This is a genomic window from Tundrisphaera macrotermitis, from assembly GCF_051175315.1.
GTDB lineage: Bacteria > Planctomycetota > Planctomycetia > Isosphaerales > Isosphaeraceae > Tundrisphaera.
In genome coordinates this window covers 1,765,153-1,783,722 of the sequence record NZ_CP195100.1, presented here as the reverse complement: position 1 = coordinate 1,783,722, position 18,570 = coordinate 1,765,153, and the positions used below count along the sequence as shown (strand labels likewise).

The 18,570-nt window shown below is 72.6% G+C and carries 17 protein-coding genes; 10 read left to right on the top strand and 7 right to left on the bottom strand.

The window, feature by feature from the left end; genetic code table 11:
- Positions 1-102: 102 nt before the first annotated feature.
- The 4 genes from TA3x_RS07505 to ada all read left to right on the top strand — a co-directional run bounded on the left by TA3x_RS07505 (position 103) and on the right by ada (position 5,780).
- A complete protein-coding gene (locus TA3x_RS07505) occupies positions 103-1,818 on the top strand; it encodes a CARDB domain-containing protein (protein ID WP_435019829.1) in 1,716 nt (571 codons plus the stop codon).
- Between the two features lie 370 nt (positions 1,819-2,188).
- Entirely contained in the window at positions 2,189-2,968 is a 780-nt protein-coding gene (locus tag TA3x_RS07500) for an alpha/beta hydrolase (protein WP_435019827.1), read from the top strand.
- On the top strand, positions 2,950-4,602 hold the full coding sequence (locus TA3x_RS07495; RefSeq protein ID WP_435019825.1) for a CRTAC1 family protein: 1,653 nt from the start codon (positions 2,950-2,952) through the stop codon (positions 4,600-4,602). Before TA3x_RS07500 ends, TA3x_RS07495 begins: the two co-directional genes overlap by 19 nt.
- 104 nt (positions 4,603-4,706) lie before the next feature.
- Complete coding sequence (gene ada / locus TA3x_RS07490; protein WP_435019823.1) at positions 4,707-5,780, top strand: bifunctional DNA-binding transcriptional regulator/O6-methylguanine-DNA methyltransferase Ada; 1,074 nt, start codon at positions 4,707-4,709, stop codon at positions 5,778-5,780.
- On the opposite strand, the gene TA3x_RS07485 is transcribed toward ada, so the two are convergent.
- From TA3x_RS07485 to TA3x_RS07465, 5 genes are all read right to left on the bottom strand, one after another.
- The gene (locus tag TA3x_RS07485; protein WP_435019821.1) at positions 5,712-6,296 is read right to left on the bottom strand and encodes an SCO family protein; all 585 of its coding nucleotides are present in this window, start codon (positions 6,294-6,296) and stop codon (positions 5,712-5,714) included. The genes ada and TA3x_RS07485 overlap by 69 nt on opposite strands.
- Before the next feature lie 11 nt (positions 6,297-6,307).
- A complete protein-coding gene (locus TA3x_RS07480; protein WP_435019819.1) occupies positions 6,308-7,504 on the bottom strand; it encodes a selenium-binding protein SBP56-related protein in 1,197 nt (398 codons plus the stop codon).
- A 64-nt stretch (positions 7,505-7,568) separates the two neighbouring features.
- The gene (locus tag TA3x_RS07475; RefSeq protein WP_435019817.1) at positions 7,569-8,396 is read right to left on the bottom strand and encodes an energy-coupling factor ABC transporter ATP-binding protein; all 828 of its coding nucleotides are present in this window, start codon (positions 8,394-8,396) and stop codon (positions 7,569-7,571) included.
- Positions 8,393-9,043, bottom strand: a complete 651-nt coding sequence (locus tag TA3x_RS07470) for an energy-coupling factor transporter transmembrane component T family protein (RefSeq protein ID WP_435019815.1) — start codon at positions 9,041-9,043, stop codon at positions 8,393-8,395. The genes TA3x_RS07475 and TA3x_RS07470 overlap by 4 nt, the downstream gene beginning before the upstream one ends.
- A gap of 7 nt (positions 9,044-9,050) precedes the next feature.
- The gene (locus tag TA3x_RS07465; protein ID WP_435019813.1) at positions 9,051-10,010 is read right to left on the bottom strand and encodes an energy-coupling factor ABC transporter permease; all 960 of its coding nucleotides are present in this window, start codon (positions 10,008-10,010) and stop codon (positions 9,051-9,053) included.
- Between the two features lie 266 nt (positions 10,011-10,276).
- On the opposite strand from TA3x_RS07465, the gene TA3x_RS07460 reads away from it, so the two are divergent.
- From TA3x_RS07460 to TA3x_RS07450, 3 genes are all read left to right on the top strand, one after another.
- Positions 10,277-10,852 carry a tetratricopeptide repeat protein gene (locus TA3x_RS07460; RefSeq protein ID WP_435019811.1) on the top strand — a complete coding sequence of 192 codons (576 nt, stop codon included), beginning with the start codon at positions 10,277-10,279 and terminating at the stop codon, positions 10,850-10,852.
- Between the two features lie 261 nt (positions 10,853-11,113).
- Positions 11,114-12,124, top strand: a complete 1,011-nt coding sequence (locus TA3x_RS07455; protein ID WP_435019809.1) for an aldo/keto reductase — start codon at positions 11,114-11,116, stop codon at positions 12,122-12,124.
- 91 nt (positions 12,125-12,215) lie between these two features.
- Positions 12,216-14,669: a hypothetical protein gene (locus tag TA3x_RS07450; protein ID WP_435019807.1), complete on the top strand. Its 2,454-nt coding sequence runs from the start codon at positions 12,216-12,218 to the stop codon at positions 14,667-14,669.
- Positions 14,670-14,677: 8 nt separating this feature from the next.
- Here TA3x_RS07450 and TA3x_RS07445 read toward each other — a convergent pair whose 3' ends face one another.
- Positions 14,678-15,154 (bottom strand): RrF2 family transcriptional regulator, encoded by a 477-nt coding sequence (locus TA3x_RS07445; RefSeq protein WP_435019805.1) that lies wholly within the window; start codon positions 15,152-15,154, stop codon positions 14,678-14,680.
- A 114-nt stretch (positions 15,155-15,268) separates the two neighbouring features.
- Here TA3x_RS07445 and TA3x_RS07440 point away from each other — a divergent pair, with 114 nt between their 5' ends.
- The 3 genes from TA3x_RS07440 to TA3x_RS07430 are packed head-to-tail and all read left to right on the top strand — an operon-like array spanning position 15,269 to position 17,579.
- A complete protein-coding gene (locus tag TA3x_RS07440) occupies positions 15,269-15,637 on the top strand; it encodes a group I truncated hemoglobin (RefSeq protein WP_435019803.1) in 369 nt (122 codons plus the stop codon).
- A gap of 26 nt (positions 15,638-15,663) precedes the next feature.
- Positions 15,664-16,641: a 2Fe-2S iron-sulfur cluster-binding protein gene (locus tag TA3x_RS07435; RefSeq protein ID WP_435019801.1), complete on the top strand. Its 978-nt coding sequence runs from the start codon at positions 15,664-15,666 to the stop codon at positions 16,639-16,641.
- Positions 16,642-16,694: 53 nt separating this feature from the next.
- A complete protein-coding gene (locus TA3x_RS07430) occupies positions 16,695-17,579 on the top strand; it encodes an SGNH/GDSL hydrolase family protein (RefSeq protein WP_435019799.1) in 885 nt (294 codons plus the stop codon).
- 11 nt (positions 17,580-17,590) lie between these two features.
- On the opposite strand, the gene TA3x_RS07425 is transcribed toward TA3x_RS07430, so the two are convergent.
- Positions 17,591-18,529: a hypothetical protein gene (locus tag TA3x_RS07425; protein ID WP_435019798.1), complete on the bottom strand. Its 939-nt coding sequence runs from the start codon at positions 18,527-18,529 to the stop codon at positions 17,591-17,593.
- Between the last annotated feature and the right edge of the window lie 41 nt (positions 18,530-18,570).

Genomic DNA, 18,570 nt, shown 5'->3' with positions numbered 1-18,570 from the left:
GTTCCCCGTACTTCCCAAGGATGGGTAGGTGTGGCGTCGGCGTCGGAGGGGGTCGGTCCGGCCCAGCGACGGCGCGATTGCGTTCTCAAGGAGGAGAACTCCATGTCGAGCTACGACCGTCGGGCGGCTGGCCGCCGTCGCGCCTGGGGGCGAGGTCCCGCGATCCTCCGTTTCGAACCGCTCGAGGGCCGCCAGCTCCTCTCGGCCGACACGCCGATGGCCGATCTGATCCCGGTCAAGTTCGACACGGTGCACACGGCCAACTGGGGCGATCGGGTCACCGCCTCCGGCACGGTCAGCAACCAGGGGACGGCCACGACCGTGGTGCCGACCTCGGTCGACATCTACGCCTCCACCGAGCCGCGGATCAACGCGACCTCGGTGCTGATGGGCGAGATCCAGGTGCCGGCCGGGCTGGCCCCGGGGACCTCGTACAACTTCAACCAGGTGGTCGGGATGCCGACCTCGGCGATCCCTGGCTCGACCGCGCAGCCGATCTACATCGCCATGCGGGTCGACGCCAGCAACGACGTGGCCGAGCTGTCGGAGACCAACAACGAGGGCAACGGCCTCGGGGTCGACGCGTCGGTCATGACGGCCGCCCCGCAGATGCCGGCCGACCTGGTCGGCACGTCGCTCGGCCTGACGCCGATCGAGCAGTCGACGGCCGGCGTCCTGTCCTGGGGCGACACGATCACGATCACCGCCCAGGTCAAGAATGATGGACAGGGCAACGCCCCGCCCACCCGGGCCCGGGTCGTCCTGACCCCGCTCGGGGCCACGCCCGGCGCGTACAACGACGTGACGATCGCCAACATCGAGGTCCCGGCGATCCCGGCGTTCCAGTCGGTCAACCTGGTCAAGACCTTCGCCCTGGACGACATCCAGCCGGCCACCCTGGGCGGGGCGACCCAGTACACCCTGTCGCTGGTCCAGGACGGCGACTTCCTGACCCAGCCGATCTATCCCCGGGTGGCCACCCAGGGGACGGGCAAGGACACGCTGTCGATCGCCATCGCCCCCGGGCCCAAGGCCAACAGCCCCGTGCCCGCCCTGGCCAACCTGGCGCCGGCCGCCGTCAACGTCTCGTCGACCACCCTGAACTGGGGGCAGACCTTCGACGTCAGCACGACGGTCCAGAACGTGGGCCGCGCCGACGCCGGGACGTTCACCGTCCGGTTCGTGGCCACCGGGGTCGCCGGCGACGTCTCCAAGGGCTTCTTCCTGGGCGACGCCACCGTCACCGGGCTGGCCGCCGGGGCCGCCACCACGGTGTTCTCCACGGTCCGCCTCCCCGCCAAGCTGCCCTACGGCACCAAGGTCGGGGGCGCCACCTACGCCCGGGTCTATGCCATCGTCGACCCCGAGGACGTGATCAACCAGGCGCTCCGCACCAACAACATGGCCTCGTCGACGCCGGTGCTGCTCTCGGTGGCCAACGGCGACCCCAGCTCCAGGGTCCCCACCTTCCCGGCCAACGTCTACGACACCGCCGCCACCGCCGCCGCCGCCGCCAAGGCCGAGAAGCAGGCCCAGATCGCCGCCGGCAAGGCCGCCAAGGTCGCCGCCAAGAAGGCCGCGCAACTGGCCGCCAAGCAGGCCCGGTTCGAGGCCGACTATGCCCGCCGCCACCCCGAGATCGGCAAGCCCAAGCCGGCCGGGTCGAACTCCAACGCCGGCAAGGCGAACAAGCCGACCAAGGCCCAGGTCAAGGCCGCCCAGAAGCTCAAGCTCGAAGTCGCCAAGGCCAAGCTCAAGGCCCTGAACCTCGCCACCAAGCAGGCCGCCGCCGCCCGCGCCGCCGCCAGGAACACCTGAGCCCCGCCCGACACGCGACCGGCGAAAACCACGCCGGTCGCGGGGGCTGGGCAGGAATCATCGATTGGCAAGGACGGGATGGGATTGGCGAAGCTCGGGGATGTTGGGGCCGGTCATAATTCGCAGTACTGGTCAAGTTTGCGTCATTTTGCCCAGATTGACGAAGATGCAAGGGAAAACTTGAGAGAAAATCGAAATTGTTTGGGGGTTTTGTTGAAGATCGGTAAATTCGTGGCTATGCTTGGCCGTACGAGCGACCGACGCTAGCCGAGGCTGGCCGGGGTCGCCCCCCCAGGGCCAGGCCGGCCCGGACCCGGGCCCTCCCGGGATCTGCACCGATTGGCCCCGCCGTCATTCAGGAGCACCCGGGATGTCCATCGACCGGCGACACGCCCCCCCTTCCGACGCGCACGCCGGGACCGACTCGCTCGTCGAGGCTCGGTTCGTGCCCCAGCGGTATGAGCCGAACTATGCCTATCCGCTTCTGGTCCTGCTCCACCAACGGGGCGGGGACGAGCAGCAGATGGTGAGGTCCATGCCGGCGATGAGCTGGCGGAACTACGTCGGCCTGAGCCTGCGCGGCCCCGAGGTCGTCACCCGCCACGGCACCCCCGTGGGCCACGGCTGGGGCCCGGGCTTCGGCCGCCGCGACCGCGACCGGCCCGCCCCCGCCCCGACGATCTCCGACGCCGAGGCGTTCCGCCGCCGGATGTCGTCCGCCACGCCCGACCCGATCGACGCCCTGGAAGACGGGATCTTCTCGGCCGTCCGCCAGACCCGCAAGGCCCTCCACGTCCATTCCGAGCGGATCTTCCTGGTCGGCAGCGGCGAGGGGGCGGCGGTCGCCTACCGGATGGCCCTGTGCTATCCCGAGCGGTTCGCCGGGGTGGTCGCCATCAACGGCTGGCTGCCGGCCAACTTCCGCCCGCTCGCCCGGCTCGAAGCCTCGCGCGAGCTGCGGGTGCTGGTCGTCCACGGCGAGTGGAACGGCCGCGTCCCGGTGGAGCACGCCCGCCGCACCGTGAGCAACCTCCGCAACGCCGGGCTCAAGGTCGCCTTCCAGTCCTACCCCTGCGCCCACCGCATCACCGCCCCGATGCTCTCGGACGTCGATACCTGGCTCATGAATCAGTGCACCCGGGAACTCTGACCGCCTGCCGGGTCGGGGTCCTGCTGTTGCTCGTCGTCGGCCCGGCCCGGGGCGATGATGGCCCCCTGGTCCTCCGGGACCGGGCGGCCGGATCGGGCGTCGATTTCCGGTTCCACGCCGGCTCGCGGGGCCGCCACGACCTGCCCGAGATCATGGGCGGCGGGCTGGGCCTGATCGACGCCGACGGAGACGGCCGGCTCGACGTCTACGCCTGCAACGGCGGGCCGATCTCCGGGGACGGGCCCGACCCGCCCTCTCGGCTGTTCCGCAATGCCGGGGGCGGCCGGTTCGAGGAGATCACCGCGGCCGCCGACGCCCCGGGCCCCTCCTATGCGATGGGCGTGGCGGTGGGGGACTTCGACGGCGACGGACGCGACGACCTGTTCGTCTCCGGCTGGCGCGACCAGCGGCTGTACCGCAACGCGGGCGGGGGCCGGTTCCAGGACGTGACCGGCCGCGCCGGGCTGTCGTCCCGCGATTGGGGGACGTCGGCCGCCTTCGCCGACCTCGACGGCGACGGCGACCTCGACCTCTACGTCGCGACTTACCTCGACTACGACCCCGGCGCCGCCCCGTTCTGCGCCGCCCCGGACGGCCGGCGCGACTACTGCGGCCCGGAGGAGTTCGCCGCCCAGCCCGACCACCTCTACCGCAACGACGGCGACGGCCGGTTCACCGACGTGGCCCGCGAATCCGGCATCGCCCTGCCCGGCGGCCGGGGCCTGGGCGTGGTGATCGCCGACCTGACGGGCGACCGCCGCCCCGACATCTACGTCGCCAACGACGGCTCGGCCTGCTGGCTGTTCGAGAACCTCGGCGGCCTGCGGTTCCGCGAGGTCGGCGTGGCCGCCGGGGTGGCCTTCGACGCCCGGGGCGACGCCCTGGCCGGGATGGGCGTGGCGGTGGGGGACCTCGACGGCGACTGCCGGCCCGACCTGGCGGCGACCAACTTCCTCCGCCGCTCGACGGTCGCCTTCCGGGCCCTCGGCCACGGCCAGTTCGCCGAGGATTCCGGCCCCCTGGGGATCGCCGCCCCGACCCGCCCGGTCCTGGGGTTCGGGCTGGCCCTGGCCGACCTCGACGCCGACGGCGACCTCGACCTGTTCCAGGCCAACGGCCACGTCCTGGACCGCGCCCGGCTCGGCGACCCGTTCGCCATGAGGCCCACCCTGCTCCGCAACCGGGCCGGCCGGTTCTCGGACGCGTCCGACCGCGCCGGCCCCTGGTTCGCCCGCCCGATCCTGGGCCGGGGGGTCGCCTCGGGCGATCTCGACGGCGACGGCGGCCCGCCCGACCTGCTGGTCGCCGCGCTCGACGCCCCGCTGGCCCTGCTCCGGGTCGATGCCCCGGCCGGCCGGTCGCTGGTGCTCGACCTGGCGGCCCGGCCTCCCGCCCATCGCTCGGCGGTCGGGGCGCGGGTCCGGGCGACGGTCGGATCCCGGACCCTGGTGCGCGACGTCGTGGCCGGGGGCGGCTACCTCTCGGCCTCCGATCCGAGGATCCACCTCGGCCTCGGGGCCGCCGAGGCCGTCGACCGCCTCGAAGTCGCCTGGCCGTCGGGGCGGATCGAAACCTGGGCCCGCCTGCCGGCCGGCCCGCCGATCCGGCTCGACGAGGGCACCGCCCCCCGCTGAGCCGGGCCGAACCGAATTGCACCGCAAGATCCGGCATTCCGCCCGCCGGCCGGGCGGCTATCCTGGACCCGTGGCGATCGAAGACCGCTCCGGGGGCCGGCCCGATGACGACCCAGGCGACCGACGACCCGCGATGGGCGGCGATCGTCGCCCGCGACCCGACCGCCGATGGCCGGTTCTGGTACGCGGTCAGGACGACCGGGATCTATTGCCGGCCGTCGTGCCCGTCGCGGCTGCCGAACCGGGCCAACGTCCTGTTCTTCGACGCCTGCGACGCGGCCGAGCGCCGGGGCTTCCGGGCCTGCAAACGGTGCCGGCCCGGGCGTCCCGAAGCGGCCGATCCGATCGTCCTGGCCTGCCGGGCGATCGAGGCGGCCGACAACCCGCCGGGCCTGGAAAGCCTGGCCCGGATGGTGGGGCTGAGCCCGGCCCACTTCCACCGGCGGTTCCGGGCCGAGACGGGCGTGACGCCCCGGGGCTACGCCCTGGCGGTGCGGGCGCGGCGGTTGCGCGACGGCCTGGCCCGGGGGGCCGGCATCGGCCCGGGCGGTCGGATTTCCGAGGGGGCGAATGCCATGCTGGGGATGACGGCTTCGGAGATCAGGCGCGGGGCGGATGGGCTCCGGATCGGGCATGCGTCCGCCCCCTGCCCGCTGGGCTGGGTACTGGTGGCGGCCACCGATCGCGGGGTCTGCTGGATCGAACTGGGGGACGACCCGGACGCGCTCCGCTCCAGCCTTGCGGCCCGGTTCCCCGGGGCCGAGTTGCGGGGCGACGATCCGGACCTCGCCGCCCGCGTCGCCGCCGTGGTGGCCTACCTCGCCGACCCGGCGCGGGGGCTCGACCTGCCCCTGGACATCCGGGGGACGGCCTTCCAGCGCCAGGTCTGGGAGGCCCTGCGACAGATCCCGCCCGGCTCGACGGCGAGCTATGCCGAGGTGGCCCGCCGGATCGGCCAGCCCTCGGCGGCCCGCGCCGTGGCCCGGGCCTGCGCCTCGAACACGATCGCCCTGGCGATCCCCTGCCATCGCGTGGTCCGGGGCGACGGCCAGATGGGCGGGTTCCGCTGGGGGATCGGGCGGAAACGGTCCCTGCTCGACGCCGAAGCCTCAGCCCGGCCCGGCCTCTTCGGCGAGCAGGCCACGGACGTCGTCGAGGACGACCCGGGCGGACAGTGATTCCAGGTCGTAGATCTCGCGTTGCCGCCCGCGCGGGTCGATCAGGAAGATCCGCGACGGGTGGTCGAGCGTGCCGGAAGGGGTCCGCCGGGCCCACATCCCCCAGGACGCGACCACGCGGGCGACCTCGTCGTCCGGCCCGGTCAGGAAGTGCCACGAGCGGGGATTCGCCCGGTAGGTCTGCCCGTAGCGCCGGAGCACGGCCGGCGTGTCGTGGGCGGGATCGAGCGAGATCGACACGAACGCCACGTCCTTGCCGAACAGCCCCTCGGCCGCGAGCCGGTCGCGGACCAGGGCGAGCTTCGCCGAGGTCAGCGGGCACGTCCCGTTGCAGGTCGTGAAGACGAAGCTCACCACGACCGCCTTGCCCCGGAGCGTGGCCAGGTCGAACGGCCGCCCCTGGGCATCGATCAGCTTCACCTCGGGCGCCGGTCCGATCACCGCCAGCGGCGAGCCGGCGTCTGCCGTCGCCGCGCCGAGGGCGACCGCGAGCATCCATCCGATCGCCCGGATCATGGCCTCGTCCCTCAGTTCAGCAGCATGTCATGGCCCCGGGCCGGTCCGGTCGGGAAGCCGTTGAGGTCGACCTGGAACGCCGGGTCGACCTTCAGCCCTTCCGGGGTGATTTGGATCAGCCGGACCCAGAAGGTGCCGTCGCGGTCGAGGGTCGAGAGCAGCGAGTTGCTGACGTACATCCGCCGGCCGTCGCCGGTGACGTGCATCATGTTCGGCTGGGTGCCGATCGCGGCCTCGCTGAACAGTTTGGGATGGTCGGGGTCGGAGACGTCCCACTGCTGGATCTTGTCCGCCCCGAAGTTGCTGACGAACAGGTAGCGATCGTCGGGGCTCTGGCGGAGGTCGGCCGGCAACGGGCCGGTGTCGGCGACCTTCTTGAAGGCGTACTTGCCGTCGGGCTGGCCCCGGAACAGCCAGAGCGAATTGTCCAGGGCGCAGTTGGTGAAGCCGTAATCCGCCCCCTCCTTCAGCGACCACCGGACTTCCAAAGGCGCCGCGCCGGCGTGTCCCACCTGGATCGGCCGGCGGGCCTTGAAGTCCCAGACCACCATCTCGGTGCCGAAGTCCTTGACGTCCATCTCGGCGAACGGCTTGCGGTAGTTCCGCATCGGGGTGAAGCTGCTGGTGACCATCCGGTTCAGCCCCGGCTTCACGGCCACGTCGTAGCCGTAGGGGGCGTCCCCCGGCTGGTCGATGCGGCGGATGAACTTGCCGTCGTTGGTGAACTCGGCCAGCCCCGCCGGCAGCCCGCCGTCCTTGCCGCCGAGGAAGCTCAGGAGCATCCGCCCCGGAAGGGCATAGTACGTGTGCGGCCCGGTCATCCCGGTCGCGGCGGGCACGTCCTCCAGCACCTTCTCGACCCTCGGGCGTGCCGGGTCGGTGGCCACGTCGATCAGCCAGATCCGGCTGGACAGCAGGCCGCCGGCCCAGATCCGCGTCCGGTCGTCGGTATAGCCCCAGTGGTGCGTCTCGTTCCCCTTCGAGCCGAGGTCCAGCCGATGGATGATCTTGCCGTAGGAGGGGCTGCCCGCCTCGACGTCGATCACCGCCATGAAGTCGTTGTCCCTGGCGTCGGCGTCCACGCAGAACAGGTAGAGGAGCTTCTCGGGCCGGTCCAGCCGCTTCACGTAGGGGGATAGGCACGTCTCGGCCCCGGCCCAGGCGGGGGCGAACAGCACGAGCAGGCCCAGGGTCACTCGGCGCATCATGGCGATCGGGCTCCGGTGGCGACGTGCGGGGGATGTCCCGATCATAGCCGTTCGGCGGGCCGGATCAATCGGGCCGACGGCCCTGGAGGCTGAGGGGCACCTCCAAACCGTGGGCGTCCATCAGGTCGGGGTCGCCCAGCAGGGTGCGGGTCGGCCCGTCGGCGACGACCCGGCCGGCGTCCAGGATCAGGGCCCGGGGGCAAAGGTCCAGGGCCATTTCCAAATCATGGGTGGCGATCAGCTTGGCGGCGGGCAAGGAGGCGATCAGGGCCAGGAACCGGCGGCGGGCGCGGGGGTCGAGGTTGGCGGTCGGCTCGTCCAGCGCCAGGAGGATCGGCGAGCAGGCCAGGACCCCCGCCAGGCAGGCCCTTTTCCGTTCGCCGAAGCTCAGGTGGTGCGGGGGCCGATCGGCCATCGCGGCCAGGTCGACCCGGGCCAGGCAGTCCAGCGCCACGCGGCGGGCCTCGGCCCGGGGCATCCCCAGGTTCAGCGGCCCGAAGGCGACATCCTCCAGGACCGAGGTCGCGAACAGCTGGTCGTCCGGGTCCTGGAACAGGAGGCCGACCCGGCGGCGGATCTCGCGGAGGTTCTTCGGGATGACCGGCAGGCCGTCGATCCAGATCGCCGGGCCGTCGTGGCGGTGGGGCTTCGCCCCGACGCCGTCGCCGTGGACCGCGCGGGACTCGCGGGCGTGGCCGGGCAGGACGCCGTTGAGGTGGAGCAGCAGCGTGCTCTTGCCGGCGCCGTTGGGCCCGACCAGCGCGACGGATTCCCCGGCCCGGATCGCGAAGTCGACCCCGCGCAGGGCCGGGCGGCCGTCGGGATACAGGTAGTGCAGCCCGGCCACCCGCGCGGCCGGTTCCGATCCTCCCCCGGTTGGGCCGTCGATCATCGGTCGTCGGCCCCGTCCAGGGTGCGGGCGGTGCCGTCCCAGCCCCGGGCCAGCATCGCCGCGTGGACCCGCTCCCCCCGCTCCAGGGACCGGATGAAGAGCATGCCGATCAGCCCGCCCAGCATCGTCGCGTCGAGCCGGCCGGGGCGCCGGAAGCTGCGGGCCCGCCGGGCCAGGAGCATCCGCCGGAGGTCGTCGGCCAGGATGTGGACCTGGCGCTCCATGAACCGGAGGGTCGAGACCAGCAGCGTGGGCATCCCCAGGCGGCCCATCGCCTCCAGGATCGCCCGGAACGGGGTGACCCGGGCCAGGGTCATCATCGCCAGGAAGGCCAGGCTGTTCTTGAGCACGATCACCGCCGCGACCGTCCCCCAGCCCAGGAGGGGCCGCGCCGGATGGGATGGGGCCACCATCACCGCGAGGAACAGGAGGGCCGGCAGGAACCGGAGCCAGCGACGCACCAGGCCGAACGGCGCGACCCGGGCCGCCATGATCGCGACCGCCAGCGCGACGGCCTCGACCGCCAAAGCCCACCAGGCCCCGGGGGGCGTGGCGACCACGGCGAGGACGTAGGCGACCGTGGCCAGCAGGGTCGCCCGGGGGTCGAGCCGGCCGAGCGGCCCGGGGCCGGCGATCTCCAGTCCCATCGCGCCGTCAGGCCGCATGGGCGGGCCCGGCCTTGGTGAACGAACGGGCCAGGACCAGCCCGGCCGCGAACACGACCGCGGTGCCCACCGCGCCGGCGGCCGCCGTGGCCGCCGAATCCCCGCCGGCCAGGCCCTTCACCTTGTAGTCGGGGATCGGTGCCGCGACCATCGCCGGGGCATCCTCGGGGACGAACCGGAGCCGCCCGCCCACGTATTCGAGGCCGTCGGCATGCTCCGACGCCCACGGCGACACGAAGATGGCCACCGCCAGGGCGATCCCCAACCCGGCGGCGCCGACCCGGGCCCAGCGGGCCGACGGGCGGGCGTCGGCCTCCGCCCCCTCGATCAGGTCGGGGCGGGCCAGCAAGAGCGACCGCAGCACCAGACCGGTGATCAGGGCCTCGCCCAGGCCGATCGCCGCGTGCACCAGGGCCATCCAGCCCAGGACATCCAGGAACGCATACCCTCGGCCCGACGCCGTCAGCTCGATGGCGAACGCGCCGGACGCCAGGATCACCGAGAACCACGCCGCCGCCATCCCGCCCAGCAGCACGCCCTTGCGGCCGCCGATCGCCCGGCGGATCGGGTCGTAGATCGCATAACCGCCCACCGACCCGATCAGCCCCATGTTGATGAAGTTCGCCCCCAGCGCCGAAAGGCCGCCGTCGCCGAACAGGAAGCACTGGACCAGCAGCACCGCGCCGATCACGATCGCGCCGGCCCACGGCCCCACCAGCACGGACGCCAGCACCCCGCCCATCAGGTGGCCGGAGATCGGCAGCGGGAACAGCGGGAAATTCACCATCTGGGCCGCGAACACGAAGGCGGCCATCGATCCCATCAGCACGACCGTCCGGTCGCGATGGCGGTCCCGGAGCCGTCGCAGCCCCCAGGCCAGCCCCGCCGCGGCGATCACGCCGGTCGCGACCGACACCCGAGGGTCCAGCACGCCGTCGGGGATGTGCATCGTCGCCTGCTCCACGCCCTTGCATGAACCGCCGCCCGACCGCCGGGGCCCCTCGAAAATCGTATCGCATCGTAACACCGATCGTCAAAAGTTTCCTACCAGGCCCGGCGTCCCCGCTCGAAATCTTTCCCGATTCGACGATTGACAGGCGGGAATCTCATCGCTAGATTGCATTTGTTGAGATTGAATCTCAGTCCTAAGACGCTTCGCCAGGCTTCCGACGCAATGCCTGGCCGCCCCGAGGCCGGTACACCAGGGAGGCACGGATGGACATCTCGCAGAGCATCTCGGGCGACGGCGCGACGGCCGGTCCGGCGATGGCGACCCCGATCTCCTGGCCGATCCCGGGGCTGGCCTTCGCGCCGAGCCTGGCCGATCCGGCGGCCGCCTGCGACCGGGCCGAGGCCCATGCCAGGGGCGGGCGGGGCGAGTGGGCGTTGGCCTTCTTCCGGGCGCTGGCCATCGATCCCCGGTGCCCCACCGCCCTGCTGCCCCGGGTGGCCTCCGGGCTGTCGGCCCTGGGCGACCACGCCACGGCCCTGGATGCCTCCCGCGAGGCGGCACGCCGCGAACCCGGCCGGCCCGAGGCGTTGTTCGGCGTGGCCTATGCGATGAAGCGGCTGGGGTATCCGGCCGAACTGGCGATCCCGATCGCCGACCGCGCCGTGGAGATCGACCCCGGCTTCCTCCCGGCGCGTGCCCTGCTGGCATCGCTGCTGGTCGAGGCGGGACGGCGCGACGACGCCGCCGACCTCATCCAGGACGCCCCTTCCTGCCCGACCGTCGGCGCCTGCCAGATCGGCCGGATGCTCCTCCTGTTCTCCGCCCCGTCCCCCGCCTGATCGACCCGTCGCGACCGGGTTCGATCCTCGATTCACGCCTCCCGGTGTGGCCCCGAAGCCGCCGGGGAGACACCTCGCCCGTCGTTCGGGCGATGGTGGGACCACTCCCCGGCGGCATGACGGGCCGCCCCGACCCGGACACCCTCCCCCTGGCCGTCGCGGCGGCCGTCGTTCCGGCCGCCGCGGCGGGCACCTCCTCGCCGGGTCCCCGCCCGCCTACGATCATCCGGGGACCACGATCGAACCGGGGGAGATTTCGCGATGCAGATGCGACGACTCGGCACCGATGGCCCGGGGGTCTCCGCCCTCGGGCTCGGGTGCATGGGGATGTCCGACTTCTACGGGCCGGCCGACGAGGCCGAGAGCCTGGCCACGATCCGCGAGGCGATGGACGCCGGCGTGACCCTGCTGGACACCGGCGACTTCTACGGGTCGGGCCACAACGAACTCCTGCTCCGCGAGGCGCTCCGGGACGGCCGCCGCGACCAAGCCTTCCTGTCGGTCAAGTTCGGCGGCCTCCGCGACCCCAAGGGCGGGTTCACCGGGATCGACAACCGGCCGGCGTCGGTCAAGAACTTCCTGGCCTACTCGCTCAAGAGGCTCGGCACCGACCACGTCGACCTGTACCAGCCGGCCCGGCTCGACCCGGCCGTGCCGATCGAGGAGACGGTCGGGGCCATCGCCCAGATGATCCGCGCCGGCTACGTGCGGCACCTGGGACTGTCGGAGGTGTCGGCCGAGACGATCCGCCGGGCCCACGCCGTCCACCCGGTCGCCGCGATCCAGATCGAGTACTCGATCATGTCCCGGGGGATCGAGGCGGAGATCCTGCCGACCTGCCGGGAACTGGGGATCGCCGTGACCGCCTACGGCGTCCTGTCTCGCGGGCTCCTGAGCGGGCGATGGCACCCGAGCCGGGCCGCCGCAGGCGACTTCCGGGCCCACCTGCCCCGGTTCACCGGCGAGAACTTCGCCCGGAATCAGGCCCTGGTCGAGGCCCTCGCCGCCGTCGCGGCGGACGTAGGTGCAACCCCCGCGCAGGTGGCCATCGCCTGGGTGGCCGGCCGGGGCGACGACATCATCCCTCTGATCGGCGCCCGGACCCGGGAGCGTTTGCGGGAGTCGTTGGGCGTTCTGAATGTCCGGCTCGACGCGGCCGACCTGGCCCGGGTCGAGGCCGCCGTGCCCGCCGACGCGGTTGCCGGCACCCGCTACATGGCCCCCCAGATGCGGCTCCTCGACAGCGAGCCGAAGCCGGCCGGCCGGGCCTGATCGCCGCCGTTCGTCCCTTGACTTCGCCGCGTCGCCCTGGGGGAATGGACGGGTCCGCTGGGGCCATTCGGTGAAGGTGAGGAGCCTGTCCGTGACGCATGCGATCCCGTGCCCGATCTGTTCCAATGCGATCGCGATCCAGGAGGCCCGGCCGGGGCGATTCCGGATCAAGTGCCCGCGATGCTCCTCGACGTTCCAGCTGGCCGTGCCCGACGACCCCGCCCTGCCCCCGGTCGCCTCGGCCGACCCGGTGACGCCGACGCCGGTCGTCTCGCCGACACCCCCCCCGCCTCCGCCGATCCCCACGCCCGACGACTCGGCCGGCCCCCCGCCGCGCTGGTTCGGCGGCTACCGGGTCGGCGAGGCCCTGGGCCGTCCCGGGCCGATGCCGGCCTACCGGGCCCATCGGTGGGCGGCGGCGGGCGACGTGGCCCTGGCGATCATGACACCGAGGCGGTCCGCCGACCTGGCCTTCGTGGCCCGCTGGGCCCGCGAAGCCTACGCCGCCAGCCGCCTGGACCACCCCAACCTCGCCACGGTCCGCGATCTGGGCGTGGTGCGGGGCCGTCCGTATCTGGCGAGCGAGCCGGCCGTGCCTCCCCCCGCCGACGAGGTCGGGACTCGGCCCGACCGGTCGGCGATCGTGGCCCGGTTCCTCCACGCCGCCCGGGGCCTGAAGCTGGCCCATGACCAGGCGGTCTTCCATCGCCATTTCGGGCCGGGAAGCCTCGTCGACGACGAGTGGGGCACCGTCCGGGTGGTCGGCCTGGGGACCGGGCTGGCCCCGGAAACCCCCACGATGCCGGCGTTCGCCCCGATCGCGGTGCCGGGCGTGGCGGCCGGCCCGCCCGACCTCAATGACCCGGCGGTACTTGCCGCCCGCGAGGACGTCGCGGCGCTGGGGCGGGCGTTGCGGTCGGCCCTGGGAGGCGACACGGGCCGGGGGCTCCCGCCCGGGCTGGCGTCGGTCGTCCGGCGGATGGTCGACGGCGGTGCCTCGGGCCCGTTCGAGGGCCTGGCCGCCGTGATCGCCGAGTTGGAGGCGGAACTCGGCGTACTCGGGCCGTTCACCCCCCGCGATGAGGAGGCCCGCGCCTGGGAAGACACCGCGCAAGCCTTCCGCGAGCCGCCGCTGGCCCGGGTCCGGCCGATGGTCGTCCTGGGCGGGTGGGGCCTATGCGGGCTGATCGCCGCGCTGTTCCTGCTGCTCGGCCGGCCGGTCGGGGCGCTCGGGATGTTCGGGTTCGGCGGGCTGGTCGCGGCGGCCCTGGTGGCCGTCCGGGGGTGGTTCGGGGCCGATCCCCTGGCCCGGAGGATCCGCGAACTGGCCCTGGGCGGCGACCGCGCCGACCTGGGCACGCTGGCGGCGGGGCTCGGGCTGGCGGTCCTGGCCCTGGGCGTGACCCACCTGCTCTGGCTCTGTCTGTTCCTGGGCGCGATCGCCGCGGGGCTGGCGTTCGCGTATCACTTCGCCCTCGACCGGCCCCTGGCCGCAGCGCGGGCCGAGGCGCTGGGACGGGCCCGGCTGATGGTGCAGGGATTGAGGCGGATCGGGGTCGAGGAGGACGCGATCCGCCGGTTCGCCTGCCGCCAGTCGGGCCGCGACTGGGAGGAATTGTACGAGGCCCTGTTCGGCTACGACTCCCTGCGGGCCGCCCGCTCCCGCTGGGGCACCGACATCGGCGGCGCGAAAAGGCCCCGCCACGCCGCCTGGCGCGACGCGATCGCCGACGCGATCGACCGCAAGCTCGCCGATCGCCGCCGGGCCCGCGACCGGGCCACGCTCCAACTGATCGAGGAGCACGGCCGCGAGGCCAAGGGGACCAACCTCCTGACCGCTCGCCGGCAGGGGCGCCGGGCCGCCGAGGCCATGGTCTACATCGGCGACCAGTACGCCCGGTCCGACCGCGACGGGCTGGGCCGCCCCCTGATGCGGGCGATGATCGACGCCTGCGAGCGGCCCGACTCATTCCTCCCGGCCACGTGGAGCGAATCCGCCCGCGACGAGACCCCCGCCTGGCGTACCGCCCTCGAAACGATGGCCGGCGTGCTCGTCGGCCCACGAGCCCGATTCCTGGCCGGGGCCCTGCTCCTGGCCGGGTCGCTGATCTGGATGGATCAGAACCAAATCATCTCGGGGGCGAAGCTCAAGCAGGAGGCGATCGCGGCGGTCGAGGATCGGGGGCAAGCCCTGGCCGATGTCGAGGCGGTCAAGCAGAAGCTCGCAGAGAGCGTCCGCGGGGCTGTTGACGTCGCGTCGAAGCGTCCGGTCAAGCCCCTGACGCTCTCGTTCCTGCCGCCCGCCCTGGCAACCCGCCTCGATGGGCTGGGGTTGGGGGTGGCCGGGGTGGTGCTGCTGGTGGCCTCGCTGTTCCAGGGGACGCGGATCGCCGCGTTCGCCGTCCCGGCCGCCCTGGTGGCCAGCTTCGGCCCCGGCCTGATCGATGGGTCGGGACGCCCGCTGGCGGGGCCGGCCCTGCTCTGCCACGCCGCGGCGATGGGGTTGCTGGGCCTGGGCTTCGCCTTCGGGCGCGATCGGGACTGACGGTCGGATCAGGGGGCGGGGTCGATGGGTTGGCCGATCCGGTCGGCCCCGTCCCGGGCGGTGGCCCAGAGCCCGACCATCTGCTCGGCTCCACCCGCAATCGAGGCGACGGTGTAGCCGTCGAGCACGGTCAGGAAGGCCCGCTTCGCCTGGGCGAGCGCCCCCTTCAGGCCGCAGGCCGGGGCGATCGGGCAGGTGTTGGTCGCCGGGTCGAAGCACTCGACGAGGTCGAGATGCGGCTCGGTCCGGCGGATCAGCGCCCCGATGTTGATCTCCTCGGGGGCGACCGCCAACTTCAGCCCGCCGCCGCGTCCCCGGGTCGAGGCCACCAGCCCCAGGTCGGCCAGGCGCTGGACCACCTTGGCCAGGTGGTGGTGGGAAATCCGGTAGCTCCGGGCGATCACGCCCACGGAAGCCCCGTCCGGGTGCGCCGCCAGGTACAGGAGAACCCTCAGGGCATAGTCCGAAAACTGCGTCAGTTGCAAATCGATCCTCCCATCCCACGCGTCGTTCCCTGAATCATCTTGACATGCGGGTCGAGTATTCTAAATTGGTATTGAAATTACTCATTTTGGCCCTGGTCGAGATGGAGGGGGATCATGACGCTTTTCGAGGAGATCGGCGGGGCGCCGGCGGTGGCGGCGGCGGTCGAGATTTTCTATCGCAAGATGCTGATGGATGACCGGGTCGCGCACTTCTTCGACGACACCGACATGGAGCGGCAGATCGCCAAGCAGTCGGCCTTCCTGACGATGGCCTTCGGCGGCCCTGCCCACTACACGGGGCGGGACATGCGGGAGGGCCATCGCCACCTGGTGGAGCGGGGGCTGAACGACACGCACGTGGACATCGTGATCGAGCATCTCGGTGACACGCTGCGGGAGCTCGGCGTCGGCGAGGGGCCGATCGCGCAGGTGGCGGCGATCGCCAACTCGGTCCGCGACGACGTCCTGTGCCGGGCCGCCTGAACCATCCTGACGGGGAGGGCGAGACCATGGCGACGCTGCGATTCGAGGGGCAACCCGTCGCGACCGAGCCCGGCGAGACGGTGCTGGATGCCCTGCTCCGGGCCGGGCATGCGGTGCCTCACGCCTGCCGGGCCGGGGCCTGCCAGTCGTGCCTGGTCCGGGCGGTGGCGACCCCGCCGCCCGACGGCTCCCAGTTCGGATTGAACGAGGGGCTCAAGGCCCGAGGGTTCTTCCTGGCGTGCTCCGCCCGGCTTTCGGCCGACCTCGACGTGGAACTCGGGGCGGGCGACCTCCCCCGGTCCCGGGTGCGGATCGCGGCCATCGATCGCCCGGGGGCCGACATCCTCCGGGTGCTGCTGGAGCCCGAGTCCCCGTTCGAGTATCGAGCCGGGCAGTTCCTGACCCTGATCCGCGACGACGGGCTGGCCCGGAGCTATTCGATCGCCAGCGTCCCCGGGCTCGACCCGGCGCTGGAACTCCACGTCCGGGTCCTGCCCGAAGGCCGGATGGGGCGATGGCTGGCCGAGGAGGCCCGGCCCGGCGATTGGGCCACCATCCAGGGGCCGGCCGGGCATTGCTTCTACGTCCCGGGGCAGCCGGACCAGGAGATCATCCTGGCCGGGACCGGCACGGGCCTGGCCCCGCTCTACGGGATCGCCCGGGACGCGATCCAAAACGGCCACTCCGGGCCCATCACCCTGTTCCACGGCGCCCGCGACCCGTCCGGACTCTATCTGGACGGCCCGTTGCGCGACCTGGAACGGCAGCACTCCGGGTTCCGCTACATCCCCTGCTGCCTGGACCCCGGCGACCGGCCGGACATCCGGGCCGGGCGGCTGGAGGCCGTGATGCACGGCGAGTTCCCCGGCTATGCGGGCCGCCGGGTCTACCTGTGCGGCAACCCCGCGATGGTCCAGGCCCTGCGCAAGCAGGTCTTTTTGAAGGGGGCCAAGGTCAAGGAGATCTTCGTCGACGCCTTCCTGGCCTCGCCCGCCTCGAAATGACATGATGGCGGCCGGGCTCGTGACGACGGCCGATCCCATCAGCGAGAACTTGCATGCTCAATGCCTTCGTCTTCCTGATCGGGAGCGGGCAGGCGTTCTTCCTCGGCTCCGGCCTGATCGTGGCGGCGGCGATGGCGTCGTTCGGGGCGTTGCGACGGTGGGCGGCATTCGTCCGGACGATTGCGGCCTGCGCGGGGGCGTGCCTGATCGCGGCGTCGTCCACTCCGTTGCCGGGGTGGTTCTACGGGCTGGCGGGCACGGCGACCGTCGCCTGGTTGGCGATCGAAGGGATCGCGCAGGTGCCGCCGGCCGCGCGGCGATGGGCCCGGGCGGCGACCGTCGCGGCCTGGCTCGTCGGCGCGGCCATCGAGATCCCCCATCATCGGATGCCCTCGGTGCCGCAGGTCGGCGGACCGGTCGCGATCATCGGCGACTCGGTCAGCGCCGGGATGGGCGGGGAGCGCGAGACCTGGCCGAAGATCCTCGCCCGGACCCACGGCGTCGAGATCCACGACCTGTCGCGGGCCGGGTCCGACGTGGCCAAGGCATTACGCGATCAGGCCCGGGGAGTCGGGCCCGACGATCGGCTCGTCCTCCTGGAGATCGGCGGCAACGACGTGCTGGGCGCGACCTCGGCCGAGGACTTCGAGCGGGGCTTGCTGGCGTTGCTCGAAGCGTTGCGCCGGCCGGGCCGGACGCTGGTGATGCTGGAACTGCCGTTGCCCCCGTTCTTCAACCGGTTCGCCGAGATCCAGCGCCGACTGGCCCGCGAAAACGGCGTGATCCTGGTGCCGAAGCGGGTGCTGATCGGGGTGCTGACCGCCGAAGGGGCGACGGTCGACACGATCCACCTCTCCCCGGCCGGGCATGCGCTGATGTCCGGGGCGATGGGGGAGGTGATCCGGCCCGCCCCGGGGGGTAGGCGGGCCGGATCGTAGGGCCCGATCGCTCAGGCCCATTCGCCTTCGAAGAGGGGGCGGAGCGAGCGCTCCGTGCGGTCGATGTGGAGGTCCCGGAAGACCTCGGCGTTCTCTTCGTCCTCGGGCTGGGGTTCCAGTTCCAGGCCGAGGTCGTCATCGGGGTCGATCCGGCCTCCGATCAGGACCATCTCGACCCCCTCGTGGTCGAGGAACGAGGGGGGCTCGGCGGGCAGCCATTTGCGGGCTCCGAACTTGGCGGCCAGCTCCCGGGGCAGGTCGGCCTTGCGGTCGTCGTCGAGCCCCAACCCCGAGGGGGAGCCGACGTTGGGGTTCTTGAGGCTCACCACGAACCGCCCCTGGGCCTCGATGCCGAAGGCGTCCTGGACCTCGCCGACGTGCTGGGGCAGTTCCAGGACGTAGGCCAGAACCGTCCCCTGGGCGTGTCGGGCCAGGGCGTAGACCCCCTCGCCGACCGGCCGGGCCGCCGGGAGGGTGCGCTCGCCCTGGGTCTCGGTCTCGTAGGTCGCCTCGCCCAGGTAGGCGCGGATGTCCTCGGGTTTGGGGAAGACCCGATCCACGAACGCCCAGTAGTTGCCGCCCCCTTCCCCCGATCCGGGGAGCGTCTTCCGGCCCACCGTGATCATCCGGACCGTGTCGGAGTCGGCCGGGCGGAGGACGATGTGGAACCGCCGGACGTCGGTCAGGCTGCTCGGGGCCTCGTCGTCGACGTCGGGCCGGTAGAAGAAGAAGATATCGCCCCGTTCCAGCACCGGCCCGTCACCGGACGGCTTGCCCGACCCGGTTCCGACCACCCGGGTCGGATTCGCCCTGGCGTCGGCCACCGCCATCGCCCGGATCGATTCGGCGTGGCCGTCGTCCTTCTTCGCCGCGTCGGCCTTGGGCTTCGGGGCCGCCTTCGCCCTCGGCTTCGGGGTCGCCTTTTCCTGGGTCTCGCGTGCCTTCGCCATGCGCTCGTCCCTCGGTTCGATCCGTGATTGACGTTCGGCTC

What these genes read in the sequence shown, in the direction of transcription:
- TA3x_RS07505 (WP_435019829.1), top strand. Translation starts at nt 103, where the DNA reads ATGTCGAGCTACGACCGTCGGGCGGCTGGCCGCCGTCGCGCCTGGGGG.
- TA3x_RS07500 (WP_435019827.1), top strand. Translation starts at nt 2,189, where the DNA reads ATGTCCATCGACCGGCGACACGCCCCCCCTTCCGACGCGCACGCCGGG.
- ada (WP_435019823.1), top strand. Translation starts at nt 4,707, where the DNA reads ATGACGACCCAGGCGACCGACGACCCGCGATGGGCGGCGATCGTCGCC.
- TA3x_RS07485 (WP_435019821.1), bottom strand. Translation starts at nt 6,296, where the DNA reads ATGATCCGGGCGATCGGATGGATGCTCGCGGTCGCCCTCGGCGCGGCG.
- TA3x_RS07480 (WP_435019819.1), bottom strand. Translation starts at nt 7,504, where the DNA reads ATGATGCGCCGAGTGACCCTGGGCCTGCTCGTGCTGTTCGCCCCCGCC.
- TA3x_RS07475 (WP_435019817.1), bottom strand. Translation starts at nt 8,396, where the DNA reads ATGATCGACGGCCCAACCGGGGGAGGATCGGAACCGGCCGCGCGGGTG.
- TA3x_RS07470 (WP_435019815.1), bottom strand. Translation starts at nt 9,043, where the DNA reads ATGGGACTGGAGATCGCCGGCCCCGGGCCGCTCGGCCGGCTCGACCCC.
- TA3x_RS07465 (WP_435019813.1), bottom strand. Translation starts at nt 10,010, where the DNA reads ATGCACATCCCCGACGGCGTGCTGGACCCTCGGGTGTCGGTCGCGACC.
- TA3x_RS07460 (WP_435019811.1), top strand. Translation starts at nt 10,277, where the DNA reads ATGGACATCTCGCAGAGCATCTCGGGCGACGGCGCGACGGCCGGTCCG.
- TA3x_RS07455 (WP_435019809.1), top strand. Translation starts at nt 11,114, where the DNA reads ATGCAGATGCGACGACTCGGCACCGATGGCCCGGGGGTCTCCGCCCTC.
- TA3x_RS07440 (WP_435019803.1), top strand. Translation starts at nt 15,269, where the DNA reads ATGACGCTTTTCGAGGAGATCGGCGGGGCGCCGGCGGTGGCGGCGGCG.
- TA3x_RS07435 (WP_435019801.1), top strand. Translation starts at nt 15,664, where the DNA reads ATGGCGACGCTGCGATTCGAGGGGCAACCCGTCGCGACCGAGCCCGGC.
- TA3x_RS07430 (WP_435019799.1), top strand. Translation starts at nt 16,695, where the DNA reads ATGCTCAATGCCTTCGTCTTCCTGATCGGGAGCGGGCAGGCGTTCTTC.
- TA3x_RS07425 (WP_435019798.1), bottom strand. Translation starts at nt 18,529, where the DNA reads ATGGCGAAGGCACGCGAGACCCAGGAAAAGGCGACCCCGAAGCCGAGG.